The organism is Terriglobia bacterium, from assembly GCA_020073085.1.
Taxonomy (GTDB): Bacteria; Acidobacteriota; Terriglobia; order JAIQFV01; family JAIQFV01; genus JAIQFV01.
On the sequence record JAIQFV010000006.1, the window covers coordinates 52,523 to 70,647 of the forward strand.

Below are 18,125 nucleotides of genomic sequence, written 5' to 3' on the forward strand. Positions count from 1 at the left end.
TCCCTAGAATTTTATATCTTGGATGACGCTGCACCTTCCCGCGTTGCCTCCGCGAGAACAACAAATCTCCTGATCGGATTTCCCAAGACAAAGTTTAGCACAATTTATGCCACTATGCCACTTGCCTGTGCGCGGACCGGACAAGATTTTACAATTTGAGCGACCGCAAGTACTCGCGGAAGGGGACACCGAGGTCGTCCCGTTTCAGGGCCAGCTCCACCGTCGCCTTGAGAAACCCTAGTTTGTCGCCGGCATCATACCGCTTCCCTTCAAACTGATATCCATAGATGGGTTGCTGGTTCAGCAACTCCTTCAACCCGTCAGTGAGCTGGATTTCGCCTCCGGCGCCGGCCCGCGTTCTTTCCAGGCAATCAAAAATTTCCGGTGGCAGAATGTATCGGCCGATGATGGCGAGGTTGGATGGCGCGGACTCAAGGGGAGGCTTCTCCACCATGTTCAGGACCTTGAAGACCCGGCGGTTCACTCCCTGGTCGACCTGGGCGCCCTCGATCACGCCATAGCGCGAGATCTGCTCCCGGGGGACTTCTTCGAGGGCCACGACCGCACCATGGAGCCGGTCATACACCTCCATCATTTGCTTCATGCAAGCCGTTTTGGATTCAATGATGTCGTCGCCGAGAAACACCGCGAAGGGCTCATTCCCCACCAGTTCGCGGGTCATGAGGATCGCGTGCCCCAGGCCAAGCGCCTCTTTCTGTCGAACGTAAGAAACATGAATGAGTTCGGAAATGGAGCGGACCTGGTCGAGCAACTCCGTCTTTCCGCGCGCCTCCAAAATCCTCTCCAACTCATACGACACATCAAAATGATCTTCAATGGCGTTCTTGCCGCGGCCGGTGACAATGATGATGTTTTGCATGCCGGAAGCCACGGCCTCTTCGATGACGTACTGTATGATGGGCTTGTCCACGAGCGGCAACATCTCTTTGGGTTGTGCCTTGGTCGCCGGAAGAAAGCGCGTGCCCAGTCCGGCTGCAGGAAAAACTGCCTTCCGAATGCGTGAGTGGTTGTGCTTGGCGGCTTCAGACAAGATCCAACCTCCGTTCCAGGGGATGGGTTTTCAACGATGGGAACCAATTAAGCCCGCTTAAGAGCAGGACTCTCCTGATATGAAGGCCCGCGATCGCTCGTATCTCGCAATCCGATCATTCCCGTGACGATACTCGGGCCAGGGTCCTCCTGGGCCGCGATCCCGCCCCTGTAAATCTATCGCATGGAACCGTTCGCAAACCTATCATTGGCCCGGAGGGATGTCAAGGAAGGCAGGGGGCGGAGCCGCGGGGATACAGCACAGACTCATAAAGCGAACCACGAGGCCTGTAATTCCGGCAGGAGGAGCGGGTTCGGGGGTAGAGTCGCCGAAATAAGGGTTTTGAAAATACCCTCTTGTGAGATACACTTTAGATGGGTTGATGGGGTTGCTGCCTCGCCTTTCATAACAGTCCTCTTCGGTAAGAGTTGTTCGGCACTTTTACTGCAAATAGGTTTCGTGTCCACTGTAGGTCTCAGGAGGCTGCGCCATGACCCATTGTCTGCTCTGCGGCACCTTGAACAACGAAGATTTCGAGCGTTGTTCGCTCTGCAAGACGGAACCGGAACGGGCCCTCCATGTGGTGACCGAAAGCCGCCGCTGGGTCAATGTGGCCCTGGTGATGCTGGTTTTTCTGGCGCTGGCGAGTTCCGTGGCTCTTGACCTTTACCTGGCCCAGCACGTGATCTTTCGATCGGATAGTGAGGCGGAAAACGGCCTGACCGATTCCTCGCGCACCGCGATGCCTGTCGACGGAAAAGACACGCCCGCGGGGCGTTCTGCCTCGACCTCGAGAGCCAGCTTGATCCCGGGAGCCCAACTCACTCGACTTATCCTCGATTCCCTCTACATCGCCATCTGGTTGGTTTTGTCGGTGGCTTTCGTCGGAGGAACGATGTACGGGGCCAAACGAGGGACAATGTGTGTCTGCCACGAGATCATGCGAAGGGTTCTCCGCGCCAAGGTTGCCCGGAACGAGTACGTCTTCCCCGGCCTTGAAACGGCCCATGCAGCGCGTTTTGAACGGGCCCGCCCTGATGTTCGAGGGACCCTTTAACGGGGGCTTTTGATTTTTCACGCGGTGGAATTGCAGGTTCTTTTCCGTCGGGGAATGGCGAAATCTCCTGGCGGGTCGCGTGTCCCTTAAGACGGTGAATGGCCGGATCCTTCCTGTTTCTTCCACCCATCTTCTAATCTCGTGAAGTTTTTGCCACGATTAGCCGATAATTTAGATTAAGCAGCCCGAATTCCCTGCGGTGAAGTCGGGTTGGGAGTCGCCCGCAGGAAGTGCATCCAAAGAGAGACAGAATGAAGATCGGTTTCTCAAGAAAAACGGAGATGGAAGCCCTGACCGCTGTGATCAAGGAGATTGCGGGAGGGAGTTTAAACGCTTCTCTCGAGGGTCTGAAGGACCCGGAGTTGCAACCCCTGGTCGCCGCACTGCGACAGATGACGGCAAATTTGAACGAAGAATTGCGGAAGGCCCACGCGCCGGGGGCTGCACTGCGAAGTCTCATCGAGTCGGTTCCGATTGGCTTGATGAAGTGGTCGATCCGGGGTGAAATCCTCTTCGCCAATCAGGCGGTCCTCCATTTGTGGGGATGCGAGGATCTTGCCGAGTTGAAGTCCGCCTGCCACATCCAGGCGCTCTTCAGTCATCCCGCTCAACTCAAACGATTGATGCAAGACGCCGCAGAGAACGGTCCGGTCTCAGACTTTGAATTGACCATTCGACGCCGGGATGGGGAGGAACGGCTCCTCAGCAGCACCGTGGCGGTTGTTAGAGACGAGGAGGATGAGGTCACGGGATTTGTGGGCGCCTTCCGGGATGTCAGTGGCCAGCGCGAAATGGAAGTCCAACTCATCCAGATTGAAAAGCTCGAGACGATCAGCAGTTTCGCCACCGGGCTGGCACACGATCTCAACAACATCCTGTGTGGAATTCTTCCCAACGCGGAAATGCTCCGCCTTTACCTGACCCAGAATCCCTCCGATTCAAGTGAGCAGGAGAAGGGACTTCGCCTGCTCGACTCGATTGATCGGTCGGCCCAATGCGGTGTCACACTCGCCCGACAATTGATGTCTTTTTCTCGCAACACGCCAGCCCACATGACCGTCGTCAATCTCAACAGGACCATTGTGGACTGCCTGGACTCGTTGCGACAATCCCTGGGATCCGGGATTCGAGTCGAAACCGACCTCGCCCCCGGCCTTTGGAATATCGAGGCGGACCACAATCAACTGGAAGAGATCCTGATTCACCTCGGCAAGAACGCGCAGCAGGCGATGAAGGGAGTGGGTGTGCTTCGCTTGACGACTCAGAACATTTCCCTGGAAGCTTCGTCCAGCATTCATTACCGCGGGTTCAAACCGGGCGAATACGTGCAACTGGCGGTGAGCGACCTGGGTCGAGGGATCGCACCCGACAATTTTCATCGGATTTTTGATCCTTTTTTTGACGGAGGCGGGATGAACCAGGAGATGGGACTCGCCTTGAGTATGGTGTTTGGCCTGGTAAAAGATCACCACGGCCACATTGATGTCGAAAGTCAACTCAACGTCGGGACCACCTTCAAGATCCATTTTCCCCGGACCCAGAAGGAACTCGTCTTGGAAGCGGTTCCGGAAACGATGCCCGCCCACCGCCCGGAACGTATCATGGTTGTGGACGATGAGACCCTGGTGCGCGAAGCGACCGTGGAACTTCTTTCTGAACTTGGCTATGAAGTGGTCGCTGTCCCGGATGGAGATGAAGCCCTCAATCGCATTACCCAGCAGGAGAACTTTGATCTTGTTTTGCTCGATATCCAAATGCCCCGGCTCAACGGGCATGAAACCCTGACCCGGTTGCGCGAAGTCAAACCCCAGCTGAAAGTCCTGCTCACCAGTGGTCACTCGCCCTCCGAAAATGTGCAGGATCTACTCCAACGTTACCAGTGCGGTTTTCTTCAAAAGCCCTATCGCCTCGCTGATATCTCAAGGATGGTTCGAAGCTCCCTGGATGGAACCTTTCTCGCCGTCGAGACCACATCATAAAACCGGCTGATGGTTCCATGCGGGAAGATGATTCCTGGCACTCCTTTGCCCCGATAATAAACCCCTCCATTCAGACGCCCGATGGGCCGGGCTCAAACACACCCCGAAGACTCCCCTGGAGTCCCCTCACAGAACCAATTGACCCTTTCAGCGTCGTCATGGTCCTGCCGAGCCCCTTGGATTCGGGTGGGCCCCCTTGGACTGAATGTCCAATCCGGGTCCAAAAACTGAGAATTTTTCAATCTTGAAAGTCTCATTTGATGGACTGGAATGCATTACCGCACAATGAGGCATTTTTTGGAAGCAACTCTGCTCTTCTTCACCCTGTCGATCTAGACGGATAACAAATGAAGGATTGACGATATTGTGTAATAAATTGATTCAAATGAGGTTAATAAAATGGTAGCGAATCGCAGAGAATTGCAGACGTCAAGAAATGAACACCACAGTGTCAGGAATATGACGTTCCGTCAAAATCGTATTGGTTCATCCATGCCCAGGATGCCGCAAATTCTCAGGTCGCGGAAGCAGAGGGAACAGCTTGTTCTTACACACCTTCCCCTCATCCGGTTTATTGCTCACCGCATCGCCATGCGATTGCCGAAATGGATTGATTCGAATGATTTAATCAATACCGGAGTTCTCGGTCTCCTCGATGCCGCCTCAAAATATGATGTGGCTCACAATGTTCAATTCAAGACTTATGCCGAGTTGAGGATCCGGGGAGCGATTTTGGACAGCCTTCGTCGACTCGACTGGGCCCCACGCTCTCTTCGTCAGAAAGAGCGGTTACTTGAACGCACCACGGGGGAACTATCGAAGAAGTTGGGTCGCGCGGCGGAGGATCGGGAAATCGCCCATGCATTGGGTTTGAAACTGGATGGATATCAGCGAATGTTAGATGAGGTAAAAGGTTTGAACTTTGGCAGTTTTCAGCCGGTTGTCACGAACGACAAGGACGGGGGTGAAGCGAAGGACCTCATCGAGTTCCTCCCGGCCTCTGAAAACTCTGACCCTCACCTGATTTGCGAGAGGTCCGAATGGCGACGCCTTCTCGGCGGGCTCATTAACAGCTTGCCCCGCAAAGAGCGCTTAGTCGTCGCCCTCTATTATTACGAAGAGCTTTCCATGAAGGAGATTGGAACCGTCCTGCACGTCAACGAATCACGCGTTTCGCAATTGCGGCAAAAAGCGATGTTCCTGCTTCGCAGACGGCTCAAGAACTCAGTTCCGGAAATGCGCCAGACTCAATAGATCTTCAGATCTTCGATTCTTTAGCGTCTCCTCGAACTCAATTCCTACTCCCATCCCGCTCCGGGTCCCAGCGGGATGACCCACCTCAGACGCGGTTTCCTTAGGAAGTCTACGGGTCTCTCCAGCGCTCCAGATCGGGTCCCGAACTTGAAGCTTCACAGAAGACACCACCCTTGACCGGGGGTCGAGAACCTCCAGCGGGTGGTTCGATCGGGGTCAGTCGGCAGGCTCTACGTTCTATTCGGCCTCCCGGTTTGGACCCTCCCGACCGGTCTCCATAGCCCCCCAATGCACCAACTGACAATGTCTCCATGGGGAGGGGGTTGATTTCAAGAACCAGAGTCCTTATTCATTTTGTTGAGGTTTTGAGCAGGGGTCTAGGTTTGCTCTCCCGCTCCCACAGACCCTTTGGGTCAGGTTCTTCCTTCGCACAAGACCCCGATTCCGCCTTACGGGCAAGCCTTTCCGTCAGATAGAAATGGCGGGAAACCGGATGCGGGATTCTTGTTAAACTCTCATTAAATCAAATAGATGTTGACTTCCCCTCAGTCCCTTAAGTATAGTTTGCTGCTGTATCGTGTGAAGGAGAACTCGCCATCCCTGTGAAGATCCTGATTGCTGCGGAAGCCGGTTTTTGTTTTGGCGTCAAGCGCGCCATGAAGATGACGGAGCGCGTGGTGGCGCAAGGTTGCGGCGAAGGGTCGAAAGTGTACACTTTTGGCCCCCTGATTCACAATCCCCAGGTCATTGACCGTCTGAAGATCAAAGGGGTTGCCGTCGCCAATGAGGTGAATGAGATTGAGAGCGGGACGGTCATTGTGCGAACCCATGGGCTTGCCCCCCAGCGCATGGAGGAGTTGAGGCAACGCGTGGATAAGCTCATTGATGCGACTTGCCCTTACGTGACCAAGTCCCAAAGTTACGCCTCGCAACTGAGCAAAGACGGATACCATGTTCTGATTGTGGGCGATCAGAACCACCCCGAGATCAAAGGGGTGATCGGTTTTGTGAACGACAATTACACCGTCATCAAGACGGTGGAGGAGGCCGACGAGCTGAAGTTTCATCCGAAATTGGGGGTGATCGCGCAGACCACGTTCAATGTGGGGAAGTTTAATGCCATTCTCTCCAAGCTCTCAGACAAGGCCAATGAGGTTCGGATTTTCAACACGATTTGCGATGACACGTTCGTCCGGCAGCGCTCTGCCGCCGATCTGGCGCGCCAGGCGGATGTGATGATAATTGTGGGAGGTCGGAACAGCGCGAACACCAACAAGCTTGTTGAAATCTGCAAGTCGATTCAACCGCGAACGTATCATATTGAAGAGGTAAAGGAAATCGAGGAAATCGATTTTCAGGATGTTCAGAGTGTTGGCATCACCACGGGCGCCTCGACACCGGACTGGATTATCGCCGACGTGGTGGAACGTTTGAAAAATCTCCCCACACACTCCGCAGTCACTTAGGTTCTGGGTACCCGCATTGCCATCGCCGACGAGGGGCGCTCGATGATTGGGCGGCGAAGTTGGAGGGGAGGCGTCCAGTCAAGCTGCGGGAGGATGTTCACTCCCTTTAATGGGGATATGAACCTCGATGGCGTCCGCACTTTTAGCAAGTTTTCCTGCCGAAGCAGGGACTCTCGAAGAGATTCAACCCTCATCGCGGCGGGTTTTTGACGAGACCCTTCGCGAGGGGAGTTGGAGAATAGGAACCCGTCGAGAGGGTTCGGTGGGAGGAACAGGGGAAATGGACAGCCGGCAGGACGACAAGCCGAAAGGAGGAGCGCAGCCAAAGCAGAACTCTATAGGCGAGAAAAACATGGGCTCAGAGAATAACGGATCGGTTGCAAGTTACGAACAGTTACTGGAATCCTACAGCGGGTGGAAAGTGGCCGAAGAAGGCGATGTCCTCAAGGGCACCGTGCTCAAGGTGACGCGGACCGATGTCATTGTGGATGTCGGGTTCAAATCGGAAGGCGTGATCCCGCTGGGAGAATTCATTGATGCCTTCGGTCAGGTGACCGTCAAGCCGGGTGATTTGATTGACGTTCTCCTGGAACATGCGGAGGATATGGAAGGGGCCATTCGGCTGTCGCACGAGCGAGCCAAACGCATGCGGGTGTGGGACGACATCGAAAAGGCCTATACCGAGCAGTCCATTATCAAAGGCATCGTTCTTGAACGGGTGAAGGGTGGATTGTCGGTCGATATTGGCGTCAAGGCCTTTTTGCCGGGCTCCCAGATCGACATCAAGCCGGTCAAGAATCTGGACTCCTTTCGAGGGCAGGAAATTGCGTGCCGGGTCATCAAGATGAATAAAAAGCGTGGCAATATTGTGTTGTCGCGCAAGGTGGTGCTGGAGGAAGAGAACCAGAAGCGGCGCGCCTCCGTGCTCGAAAATTTACAGGACGGGGCGGTGGTCAACGGCATTATCAAGAACATCACCGACTACGGGGTGTTTGTGGATCTGGGGGGAGTGGACGGATTGCTCCACATCTCGGATATTTCCTGGGGACGTCCCCCGTCTCCCCAGGAGACCTTCCATGTCGGACAGGAAATAACGGTCAAAGTGCTGAAGTTCGATCGCGAGAAGGCCCGGGTTTCACTCGGTCTGAAGCAGCTTTTCCCGGATCCCTGGGTGGAGTTTTCCCAGAACCACCCGGTGGGGGCACGCGTCAAGGGGAAGGTGGTGAACCTCACTGATTACGGGGCCTTCGTCGAGGTGGCCGAGGGAGTGGAAGGATTGATTCATGTCTCCGAAATGAGTTGGTCCAAGCGGGTCAAGCATCCCTCCAAGATCTTGAACGTGGCGGATGAAGTGGAAGTGGCGGTGCTCGACCTCAACATCCCGGAACGCAAACTCTCGTTGGGCTTGAAGCAAACGGAACCCGATCCCTGGATGACGCTGGCCTCCCGCTATGCCGTCGGCACGCAGGTCGAGGGGCGGGTGCGCAATTTGACCGACTTCGGCGCTTTCATTGAAATCGAAGAAGGGATCGATGGGCTGGTGCATGTGTCCGATCTCTCCTGGACACGCCGCATCAAGCATCCCTCCGAGGTGCTGAAAAAGGGCGATCTGGTGCGGGCCGTGATTCTCAATATCGATGCCGAGAACCGCCGGTTATCGCTGGGTCTGAAGCAGCTGCAGAACGAACCCTTCCAGGAGTTCGTCGAGAAACATCAAGTTGGCGACGTGGTCAAAGGAAAGATCACCCGGGTTTCCTCTTTCGGGGCCTTTGTGGATCTGGGTGGGGGCCTGGAGGGGCTGTGCCACTTTTCTGAGTTTGAAGAGAAGGAAAAGACCCAGGAGAAAGCGGGAACCACCGTGGCGGCCGGGAAGGAATATGAATTCAAGATCATCAAGTTGAGCCTGGAAGAGCGCAAGATCGGATTGAGCCAGCGCGGGGCCATCGACGACATGGACCGCAAGGCCTTGGAAACATACCAGGCGCAGACCGAGGAGGCTTCCAGGACCCGCATGGAGGAATTGGTGGGGCAGCTTCAGACGGACAAGAAATCCGATAAGGGATCAAGCGGTGACTAGATCATGAGCGACCAACATTCCAATGTTGTTCTGTGGATTCTCGTTGGCTGCGACCGACGAGAGCTCCGATTTTTCCTTTGCTGAAAACAAGGTGGCGATTGTCGAGCTCAACGGCGCGATCTTCGATTCCCAGCCCGTGGTCGATCAGCTGGAGCGGTACGGAAAGGACTCCGGCGTCCGGGCCATCGTGCTGCGCATCAACAGTCCCGGGGGTGGCGCCGCGGCGTCGCAGGAGATCTATCAGGCCATCAATCGTGTCCGGATGAAGAAAAAGAAGATTGTGGTGGCTTCGATCGCCTCGATCGGCGCCTCGGGCGCTTACTACGCAGCCTGTGCCACCGACAAGGTGGTGGCCAACGCGGGCGCCCTCACCGGCTCCATCGGCGTCATCGCTCAGTGGTATAGCTACGAAGACCTTTTGAAATGGGCCAAAATGAAAGATGTGGTCGTCAAGAGCGGGGAGTTTAAAGATACCGGCGATCCCGCCCGCGACCTGACGCCCGCTGAACGAGCCTACCTGCAGCATCTCATCGACGATACCTATGGCCAGTTTGTGGAAGCCGTGGCAAAGGGCAGGAAGATGAGCGAGGAGGCTGTCAAGGGGCTGGCCGACGGGCGCGTCTTCACGGGGCGTGAGGCCAAAGAAAACAAGCTGATCGACGAGGTAGGCGATTTGCAGGATGCCATCGACGCCGCCGCTCAGTTGGCCAAGATCAAAGGGGAGCCGAAGATTATCCGGGCGACCAAACCGAAACAGTCGCTGTACGATGTTTTGTTCGGGGACGCCTCTTCGCTGGTCCCCGGGCCGCTTCAGCATCTGTCTAAAGAAGCACCTCTGCAGTACCTGTGGCGCCCCGGATCCTAAAGGTCGCATGCCCGGGGCCGTCGGACCTGCGGGTCCGCACCGCGGGGATAACCATTTAGCCCCCGGTCGCGGGGCCGGGGCCGTGCTCGTTAACGTGCTGGCATGACAGCGCGGGGGAGGTTTATTCAAAATGAATCCGGAATCATCTCCAACAGGAAACCGCCAGGGAGGAACAATGACGAAAGCGGATTTGGTGGAAGAAGTTTCCCGTATCACCGAGGTGAAAAGGAAAGAATCAGAGGTCATTGTCGAGACCATTTTTGACTCCATCATGGGAGCGTTGCGCAGCAAAGACAAAGTCGAGATTCGAGGCTTTGGAAGTTTTCGGACCCGCCAGCGGCGCGGCCGCACGGGACGCAATCCGAAGACCGGTGAAAAAGTGGAAGTGCCGCCCAAGACCATTCCGTTTTTCAAGCCCAGCAAGGACTTGAAGGATCTGGTAAATCAGGAGACGTCCGAGGCAACCCGGGCCGCCACGCCTGCGGGAGATGTGGCGCTTTAATCCGGCCCCAAGGTGACCCCACCCGAATGGATCATCTCTACACTCCCTGGCGCTACCAATTCATTCGTGCAATTAAAGCCGGCGCCGAATGCATATTTTGCCTCGCGGCATCGACCGGCGAGGGGACCCGTGGGGAGCAACAAGCCAGGGACCGGCAACGGCTGGTGCTTTATCGAGGCAGCCAGTCTTTCATCATCCTCAATCGCTATCCCTACACCAACGGTCACTTGATGATCGCCCCATTCGCTCATCTCGCGGACCTGGCGTCCTGCCCCGTGCCTTTGCTCGCCGAACTCATGGAATTGGCCCAGCGAGCGGAGATCGCGCTCCGCGACACTTACCACCCGGATGGGTTCAATATCGGCCTCAATCTTGGGAAAAGCGCGGGGGCGGGGGTGGAAGGACATCTGCACCTGCATGTGGTCCCCCGCTGGGTGGGGGATGCCAATTTCGTGTCTGTCATTGGAGAGACGCGCTTGCTCCCGGAAGAGCTCGAAACCACTTATGACAAGTTGTTCCCGCTCCTTGCCCGGCCAACCTGACCTGCCTGCGTCTCATCGCACTCCGCCGTTCTCAGTCCAGCGCCACCCCAATGAATTGCTCCAGATAATGGAACGCCGTTTCCGCCGCGGCCCCATTCAACGCCTGGGTTTGACCATCGGCCAGCCGCAGGACGAGGTTGGCGTCCCTCGCTTCGATCTTCGGGCGATACTCCACCCGGACCACGTTCGCCAGATTGATGAGAACCGAATCGGAGGGTCGGTTTACTCGAATGAAAGGTTTCTGCTGCATATGCGTTGTTCCCCTTCGCTGTAATCTGTTTTGTTCTCGCCTCGAACCATTGATTCTCCATCGCGATGATGTCGCCGATTCGTCACAAAAACTTGAAGACAGCTGCATTTAACTATAAGTACATAATCCCCTGCAATTGTGACGGGAAGGTATAATTGTGGCCTGTTGTGCCAGGGGGCAAATCCTTCCCGGTGGAGAGTCACCTCACGAGGTAAACGGTTCGCAATATCCTCGGTACGCCTCCGGAACCGGCCTCATTTCCCTCCCCTCGGGCAGAGTCAAGGTCTGAGCCTTTCCCCTCTCGACCCTTCCTCGAACGGGGCAGCCGTCCTTCCGGACGACAAAACCCCGGCTTGCGGGCATTCAGAACCGGCCGATACGGCCCCTTAGGCAGTCCCCCCCTCATCGCGCCGGGGCCCAAAGTTACTCTCCGGATTGAGAAACTATTGAAACAATTTAGACATAGTCTTAACTCGCCAATTGTCGCGGAAGGGTGCGTCTGTGGTCCCTCCGCAGAGCGGTTCTGAATAGTAAAGTTCGAATTTGAGGTCCTGAGTAGAGAAGGCAAACATCACGTTTTTTTCGACGGTTGCGGTATTTCCCGGGAGGCGGGCATGGACAAAAAAAGACTGTTGGTTGTTGATGGAGAATCCCGGATGGGGGACTTGATTGACAAGACTTTCTCCCCTCACTTCGATGTGTTGATGGCTCGGTCGGGGAATGAGGCGATCCGTCGAGCCGTCCTTGACCATCCCAGTTGTCTTCTGTTGGATGTGTCCATGCCGCAGATGAGCAGTTTTATGCTCTGCGAGATTCTGAAATCCATCACCCAGACCAAGCGAATCCCCATTGTGTTGATGGGGGCCAAGCCTCGGGCAGCGGTGTGGGGAATGGCCAAGGAAATGGGTGCCCTGGATTACATCGAGCCGCCGTTTTCAGCGGAGAAAATTTCCAAGTCTATCGAGCTTGCGCTGGAAGCGGCCTCGTCGGAGCGTCGAAGGGCCCCGCGCGTCAGCATGAAGGTTCCCATCGTGATCCGCAGTAAGGACTCCCTCGACCACCAGTATGAAGTGCGAGCAGAGACCGTCGACGTCAGCCGGACCGGGGCGTTGATGCGGCTGCCCGTTCGAATCCCGGTGGGCGAGCAGGTGGAGTTCTTCCAGCTCGACGCCGCCCGGCCGGGCCGGATGATTCCCTGTGCGCGGGCACGGGTCGTGTGGAATGATGACGACGAAGTCATCGGCCCCAACTGTCATGGCTTTGAATTCGTGGGGCCGTCGGCAGCAAGCTGGGCTCGAAAGCAATGATGGATCTCCATCCGGCCAGTTGGGTGGCGGCCGGGGACAAGGCTTCATCCGGCTTTTGACGAGAAACGGGCTCAGCTCCGTTTTCCTCTCTTGAAACACTCAATGGGCCCCCGAAGGTACGCTGTCAGGCGAGGTTCGATCATCGGGTCGTTGTTCGAATGACGGAGCTCAAGCCTGACCACCCGGGAAAATCACCTTAAAGGAACGGGTATGACAAGGAAACGGTTATTGGTTGTGGGGGGGGAACCGCAGGTGAACGACTGGCTCGCCAGGGCCTTTGCCACGGAATTCGAAATCCTGACGGCACAAACGGGAGTGGAAGCCATCAACAAGGCTGTTCTGCAGCGGCCCACGTGTATCCTGGTGGATGCCAAGATGCCGAGAATGGGCGAACACCTGCTCTCCAAGGTCTTCAAGATGATCGAACAAACGCGGTCGATCCCCATTGTCATGGTCTGCGAAAATCCGGATCCTGAATTCCGGAAGATGTTTCAAGAGATGGGGGTGGTGGCCTGTATTGAAAAGCCTCTCTCGCTGGAGCAGGTGGCCAGCGTCATCGATCGGGCCCTGCGAACGCCCTCGGTGGAGCGGCGGCGCAGCCCGCGGGTAAAGGCAAAAATCCCGGTGGTCATCCGCGTTGGGGACGCTGAGGAGCACGAGGCGGAAATTGCGACGGAGCTGGAAGATGTCAGCCGCCTCGGGGCGCTGGTGTCCTTGCCCATACGGATCGATGCGCGGGAGCGGATCGAGATCCGCCGGCCGGATATGACGCCGGACGACGATGCCTGGCTCACGACTTCGGCGCGGGTCGTGTGGAGCGACGAAGAGGAGAGTGACGGCCTCTACTGGCATGGGTTGGAATTCCTCAATCCTTCAACCCAATGGATCATTCGACAGTACGTTCAATAGGAATTGAATTGAAAGGGTGATGACGCCGCGGCGCGCCTGTCACCCGGACCAGGTTGGGGTAGCCCCGGGGATCCGCCATTAGTTCGGGTGGATCCCCGGGTTATTTTTCAGCTTCTGCAGGCATGCCCCCGTTGTCTGCTGGCATTCATGGTGCGCGCGATGGCATAACCTAGGCCCGTAAGGCAGCCAGATAGTGGCCCCACCTGTCGAAGATCCGCCGGGGCGGGCCCCGCACGCTCTTTACGCAGCGAGGATGCGGTTGAGCTGAGAAGGGGCATCAGGTCCCAGGCCCGCAGGGCCGAAAGACTGTAGCCCCGCGCCTCTTTCGTGTGGCGAGGATGCGGTTGAGCTGAGAAGGGGCATCAGATCCCAGGCCCGCAGGGCCGAAAGATTGTAGCCCCACCTGATGCTCCGTCCCGCGCTCTTTGCGGGACGGAGCGAGGGTGGGGGACCGGACCCCTAATGATGATCTAAGCCCCGCTTGCGGGGCGCAAGATATTGTCCGAACCCTGCAATCACTTCGAGTTTCAACATTTCCTTTTCCCCCATGATTGCTGACCCCCGTTTTCATCCCCCACTATCATCTTGAACTGAACTTCATCAAGTTCTACACTTCCCATGACCCGCCGAACTTCACACCGGGAGAAAACCCATGGGAACAGCAAAGGTGATGTTTCACAAGTGCATCCAGGATTCCGTGGATTATGGAAGTGACGACGAACATATGGTGTCGGCCGTTTTTTTCGATCTTGAAACCAATGGACAGGTTCACCCCGACCTGAGCGTGGAAATCCGACAGATGGTCGGGGGTGGCCCGATGGACGTGGGGGATCCCAAGGGATACGCCGGGCCCATCAATCGTACCGCTTTCCGCCAGGCGGTCGAAGCCTACTTCCGGGAGCTGATCGGCCCGGAGGGTTCAGAGGACGCGCAAGGCGGAAGGTTGCAGAACAACATCTTCCTTGAAGATAAGGTTGTCGAAATCGAGGTGTGAGACACTGACGCCCCCCTGCATAGCAGGAGCACAGCCCATAAGCTGCTCTGGTAGCCCCGCCACGTTTTAGTGGCGGGGGCCTTTGCAAGTGGCCTGGTAAAAATACCGCCGCCGTGTCACCCATTATTGGTGGCGGATTGCGCCGGGGGCTTTTCCGAGCGGTCTGGTATAAATCCCGCCGCGACGACCGCGCCTCCGGCTCCTGCCTTTACAATATTGACGTTCTAGCGATATTCTACGGGAGCGCCTGAACGTCGCTTGTGCGCGTGTAGCTCAGCTGGATAGAGCAGCGGTTTCCTAAACCGTTGGTCGGCGGTTCAAGTCCGTCCACGCGCACCAAAGCCTCGAAGCGAGACAAAAATCCAAAGGCCAAACGCCAAGTTCCAAGTAGGGGCCAAACTCCAAATCTCAAATCTGACTCAGACCCGTTGGGAATTCATCGACGGCGGAGCAGACCACAATACACTCAGTCCTGCTCTTCTAGGCCCGAGCACTTTCTTCGGTCCGGCCGGGGGTGCTGCCGTGGGTCGGTATCCTGTTTGCAAGTTGAGTCATCTGCGGTAGACTTTAGCTCCCCCGAAGGCTGCGTTCCATCTTATTGGTCGACCTAGGAACTTCCTCTTTCCCCCGAATCAACTTCCCCCCCGAGCAAACGACAATGACCTTTGACACTACACGAGCCCTTGAACTCCTGCGCCTGGGGACTCAGAATCCGGGCGCACAATTTCACGATGGGCAAGCCGAGGCGATCCGACATGTGGTGGAAAATCGAGGACGTCTCCTGGTGGTTCAAAAGACCGGATGGGGAAAGAGCTCGGTTTACTTCATTGCGGGGAAACTTCTCCGTACCTCTGGGGGCGGCCCGGCCCTTTTGATTTCACCCCTGCTTGCATTGATGCGAAACCAGATTGAAGGGGCGCGCCGGATGGGGGTGCGCGCAGAAACCATCCATTCCGACAACCAGGAGGAGTGGGAGGGGGTAGTGACCCGTCTCCGGCGTGATGAAGTGGATACCCTGTTGATCTCCCCAGAACGGCTGGCCAATTCAGAGTTCGTCGCCGATGTGCTTTCGATTTTGGCCGGGCGATTGTCGCTTCTGGTGATTGACGAAGCGCACTGCATTTCGGATTGGGGGCATGACTTTCGACCGCATTACCGCCTCATCCAGCGCATCGTGATGAATCTGCCGCGAAACCTGCGCCTGCTGGCGACGACAGCGACCGCGAACAACCGGGTGATTGAGGATCTGCGGGCGACCCTGGGTCCCGACCTCGTCGTCATGCGCGGCCCTCTGAACCGACCCTCCCTGTTCCTGCAAACGATCCGAATTCCTTCCTCCGCTGAACGGATGGCTTGGATCAGCGAAAATTTGGGGCGTCTCCCCGGCAGCGGCATTGTCTACACCCTGACGATCCGCGACGCCGAGCGCCTTACCGAGTGGCTGCAACAGGAGGGCTTCGAGGCAGAGTGTTACACCTCACGGGCGGGAGAGCGCCGACAGGAAATCGAGCAGGCGTTGCTCCATAATCGCGTCAAGGTCTTGATCGCGACGACCGCGCTGGGCATGGGGTTCGACAAACCGGATTTGGGATTTGTGGTTCACTACCAGGCGCCCGCATCGGTCGTGGCCTACTATCAGCAGGTGGGACGGGCGGGGCGGGCGATCTCGTGCGCCTACGGAATTCTTTTGAGCGGCGAAGAAGAAACAGAGATCACGAATTACTTTATCGAGACTGCGTTTCCTACTCCGGAAGAAGTACGGGCGCTCCTGGAACTGTTGCAGAGGTGTCCCCGGGGGCTATCGGTTCCGGAGATGATGGGTGGGGTCAATATCGGCAAGACGCGAATTGAAAAGACGCTGCAACTCCTCTCGCTGGAATCCCCGGCACCGATTGTCAAGGAGGGAACGAAATGGATTCTCACAACAGCTGACCTCTGCACGGAATTCTGGGAACGCGCCCGGCGGCTCACCCACCTTCGTCACAAGGAGCAGCGGCAGATGCAGGAATATGTTGACCTGAAAGGGGGTCACATGGAGTTTCTGATTCGGTCGTTGGATGGCCAACCCGGCCCGATTACGTTCCCCGCCGTGGAACCGCTCCCGACCACACCATCCATTGCCGTTGTCGATCGGGCAATCGCGTTCCTCCGCGGGCGTGATATCATGATCGAGCCGCGCGTCATGTGGCCTTCGGGCGGAATGCCCCGCATGGATGTGAGAGGGAAAATCCCTCCGGAGCTGCGGCTGGAGGTCGGGCGGTGTTTGTGCCTGTGGGGCGATCCTGGCTGGGGGATATGGGTGCGGCGCGGCAAGTATGAGGACGGACGCTACTCCGACGAGTTGGTCCGCGGTCTGGTCGAAATGATTGAGCGCTGGCAGCCGGATCCCCTTCCGACGTGGATAACCAGCGTGCCATCGAAGCGACATCCAGCGTTGGTCGCCGACCTGGGGGTTCGACTCGCGACGGCGTTGAAGATTCCGTTTGTTCCGGTAATCGTCAGTGCGAAAGCACATCCGCCTCAGAAAAGCATGCTGAATATGACCCAGCAGGCTTTGAATCTGGACGGGGTATTCGAAGTGGTTACGGAAGCGGTTCAGGGCGGCCCGGTTTTCCTGCTGGATGACATGGTAGATTCCCGATGGACGCTTACCGTGGTCGGATATCTTCTGAGGGTGCAGGGGAGCGGGCCGGTGTATCCCGTGGCGCTGGCACTCACTTCAAAATCATGACCTCCAATGTTTCGGAAAATACACGCGCCATTCTGCTCCTGACGGCACCCTTGATCGTGCGCACCTCCAGCGAAGGCCCGCCGTCAACCCTGACGTTGTCGGAATTCAACAGGCTGGCAAACCGGCTGGAAGAGATGGACGCCGAGCCTGCGGATTTGATCGGCTCGAATCAAGGAGAATGGCTGGCGAAGTTGGCGCCGCTCTTCGCACCGCAACGGCTCGAAGGCCTGCTGGCGCGCGGTTTTCAAATGAGCCAGGCCATCGACCAGTGGGGCGCGCGGGGAATCTGGGTGAAGAGCCGCGTCGATCCCAACTATCCGCAGCGGCTTCGGTCGAAACTTGAGGATCTTGCGCCCGCGGTGATTTATGGTTGTGGACGGGAGGAGCGGTTGGGGACCCGCGGACTGGCGATCGTGGGATCCCGGAGTGCTGATGAAGAAGGATTGGCGTTCGCTGAGGCGGTCGGCCGGCTGGCGGCGAAGTCGGGAGTAGCGGTCGTGTCGGGCGGAGCGCGGGGCGTCGATCGCGCGGCCATGAAAGGCGCACTGGAAGCCGGCGGAACGGTTGTCGGTGTGCTGTCAGACCAGCTCCTGCGGATGGCCGTGGCGCCGGACTGCCGCGACCCGATTCGCGAAGGCCGCCTGATCTTGATGTCCCTGGTCGATCCTTCCGCCGGGTTTAACGTCGGCAACGCCATGCAGCGCAATAAGATGATTTATGCGCTGGCCGATGCCGCGCTTGTGATCAGCGCCGATTCCGGGAAGGGCGGGACCTGGAGCGGCGCTAAAGAGCAAATGGAGCGCTTCCACAGCTGCGCGGTCTACGTTCGAGTTCATCCCAATGCGCCGGAAGGGAACAAAGAACTTCAAAAACATGGGGCGCTCCCATGGCCGCAGCCGGAAACCGTCGAGGAGTTGAAGAAGGTGATGGACGAGGCCCCACCTGCTGCCAAACCGTCGTCCCGCAACTTGAGACTCCCCCTTTTCCCCGCCGAAGAGGACGTTGCCGCCGTGGACAGGAAATCCCAGAAGACATCCGTTCGTCCTAAGAGACGATGAGAACCAAGATCCAAATCTCAAATCTTACTCAAGGCCGTTAGGATCTCAACGACGGAGGAGGAGCCCTCTAGGCTCAACGAGGA

At 57.0% G+C, this 18,125-nt stretch carries 15 protein-coding genes and 1 tRNA gene; 14 read left to right on the forward strand and 2 right to left on the reverse strand.

Annotation, left to right across the window (positions count from 1 at the left end; all coding sequences use genetic code 11):
- Nucleotides 1–148: 148 nt before the first annotated feature.
- The gene (galU, locus tag LAO21_07880) at nt 149–1,051 is read right to left on the reverse strand and encodes a UTP--glucose-1-phosphate uridylyltransferase GalU (protein ID MBZ5552622.1); all 903 of its coding nucleotides are present in this window, start codon (nt 1,049–1,051) and stop codon (nt 149–151) included.
- 490 nt (nt 1,052–1,541) lie between these two features.
- Between galU and LAO21_07885 the strand changes: the two genes are divergently transcribed.
- From LAO21_07885 to LAO21_07920, 8 genes are all read left to right on the forward strand, one after another.
- On the forward strand, nt 1,542–2,108 hold the full coding sequence (locus tag LAO21_07885; protein ID MBZ5552623.1) for a hypothetical protein: 567 nt from the start codon (nt 1,542–1,544) through the stop codon (nt 2,106–2,108).
- Nucleotides 2,109–2,359: 251 nt separating this feature from the next.
- Nucleotides 2,360–4,087 carry a response regulator gene (locus tag LAO21_07890; GenBank protein MBZ5552624.1) on the forward strand — a complete coding sequence of 576 codons (1,728 nt, stop codon included), beginning with the start codon at nt 2,360–2,362 and terminating at the stop codon, nt 4,085–4,087.
- A 501-nt stretch (nt 4,088–4,588) separates the two neighbouring features.
- Complete coding sequence (locus LAO21_07895) at nt 4,589–5,341, forward strand: FliA/WhiG family RNA polymerase sigma factor (protein ID MBZ5552625.1); 753 nt, start codon at nt 4,589–4,591, stop codon at nt 5,339–5,341.
- Between the two features lie 602 nt (nt 5,342–5,943).
- Nucleotides 5,944–6,807: a 4-hydroxy-3-methylbut-2-enyl diphosphate reductase gene (gene ispH, locus LAO21_07900; GenBank protein ID MBZ5552626.1), complete on the forward strand. Its 864-nt coding sequence runs from the start codon at nt 5,944–5,946 to the stop codon at nt 6,805–6,807.
- 352 nt (nt 6,808–7,159) lie between these two features.
- Nucleotides 7,160–8,884: a 30S ribosomal protein S1 gene (locus LAO21_07905; GenBank protein ID MBZ5552627.1), complete on the forward strand. Its 1,725-nt coding sequence runs from the start codon at nt 7,160–7,162 to the stop codon at nt 8,882–8,884.
- A gap of 22 nt (nt 8,885–8,906) precedes the next feature.
- Nucleotides 8,907–9,749 (forward strand): signal peptide peptidase SppA, encoded by an 843-nt coding sequence (gene sppA, locus LAO21_07910; protein MBZ5552628.1) that lies wholly within the window; start codon nt 8,907–8,909, stop codon nt 9,747–9,749.
- 175 nt (nt 9,750–9,924) lie between these two features.
- The gene (locus LAO21_07915; protein ID MBZ5552629.1) at nt 9,925–10,251 is read left to right on the forward strand and encodes an integration host factor subunit beta; all 327 of its coding nucleotides are present in this window, start codon (nt 9,925–9,927) and stop codon (nt 10,249–10,251) included.
- Between the two features lie 26 nt (nt 10,252–10,277).
- The gene (locus LAO21_07920) at nt 10,278–10,793 is read left to right on the forward strand and encodes an HIT domain-containing protein (GenBank protein ID MBZ5552630.1); all 516 of its coding nucleotides are present in this window, start codon (nt 10,278–10,280) and stop codon (nt 10,791–10,793) included.
- A 31-nt stretch (nt 10,794–10,824) separates the two neighbouring features.
- Here LAO21_07920 and LAO21_07925 read toward each other — a convergent pair whose 3' ends face one another.
- On the reverse strand, nt 10,825–11,043 hold the full coding sequence (locus tag LAO21_07925; protein MBZ5552631.1) for a hypothetical protein: 219 nt from the start codon (nt 11,041–11,043) through the stop codon (nt 10,825–10,827).
- 614 nt (nt 11,044–11,657) lie between these two features.
- Here LAO21_07925 and LAO21_07930 point away from each other — a divergent pair.
- From LAO21_07930 to LAO21_07955, 6 genes are all read left to right on the forward strand, one after another.
- Nucleotides 11,658–12,350, forward strand: a complete 693-nt coding sequence (locus LAO21_07930; GenBank protein MBZ5552632.1) for a response regulator — start codon at nt 11,658–11,660, stop codon at nt 12,348–12,350.
- 210 nt (nt 12,351–12,560) lie between these two features.
- Nucleotides 12,561–13,259, forward strand: a complete 699-nt coding sequence (locus LAO21_07935) for a response regulator (protein ID MBZ5552633.1) — start codon at nt 12,561–12,563, stop codon at nt 13,257–13,259.
- Between the two features lie 652 nt (nt 13,260–13,911).
- Complete coding sequence (locus LAO21_07940; protein ID MBZ5552634.1) at nt 13,912–14,253, forward strand: hypothetical protein; 342 nt, start codon at nt 13,912–13,914, stop codon at nt 14,251–14,253.
- A gap of 262 nt (nt 14,254–14,515) precedes the next feature.
- A tRNA-Arg gene (locus LAO21_07945) sits at nt 14,516–14,592 on the forward strand.
- A 319-nt stretch (nt 14,593–14,911) separates the two neighbouring features.
- On the forward strand, nt 14,912–16,984 hold the full coding sequence (locus LAO21_07950) for a DEAD/DEAH box helicase (GenBank protein ID MBZ5552635.1): 2,073 nt from the start codon (nt 14,912–14,914) through the stop codon (nt 16,982–16,984).
- Nucleotides 16,981–18,042, forward strand: coding sequence for a DNA-processing protein DprA (locus tag LAO21_07955; GenBank protein MBZ5552636.1), 1,062 nt, complete (start codon nt 16,981–16,983; stop codon nt 18,040–18,042). Before LAO21_07950 ends, LAO21_07955 begins: the two co-directional genes overlap by 4 nt.
- Nucleotides 18,043–18,125: the final 83 nt, after the last annotated feature.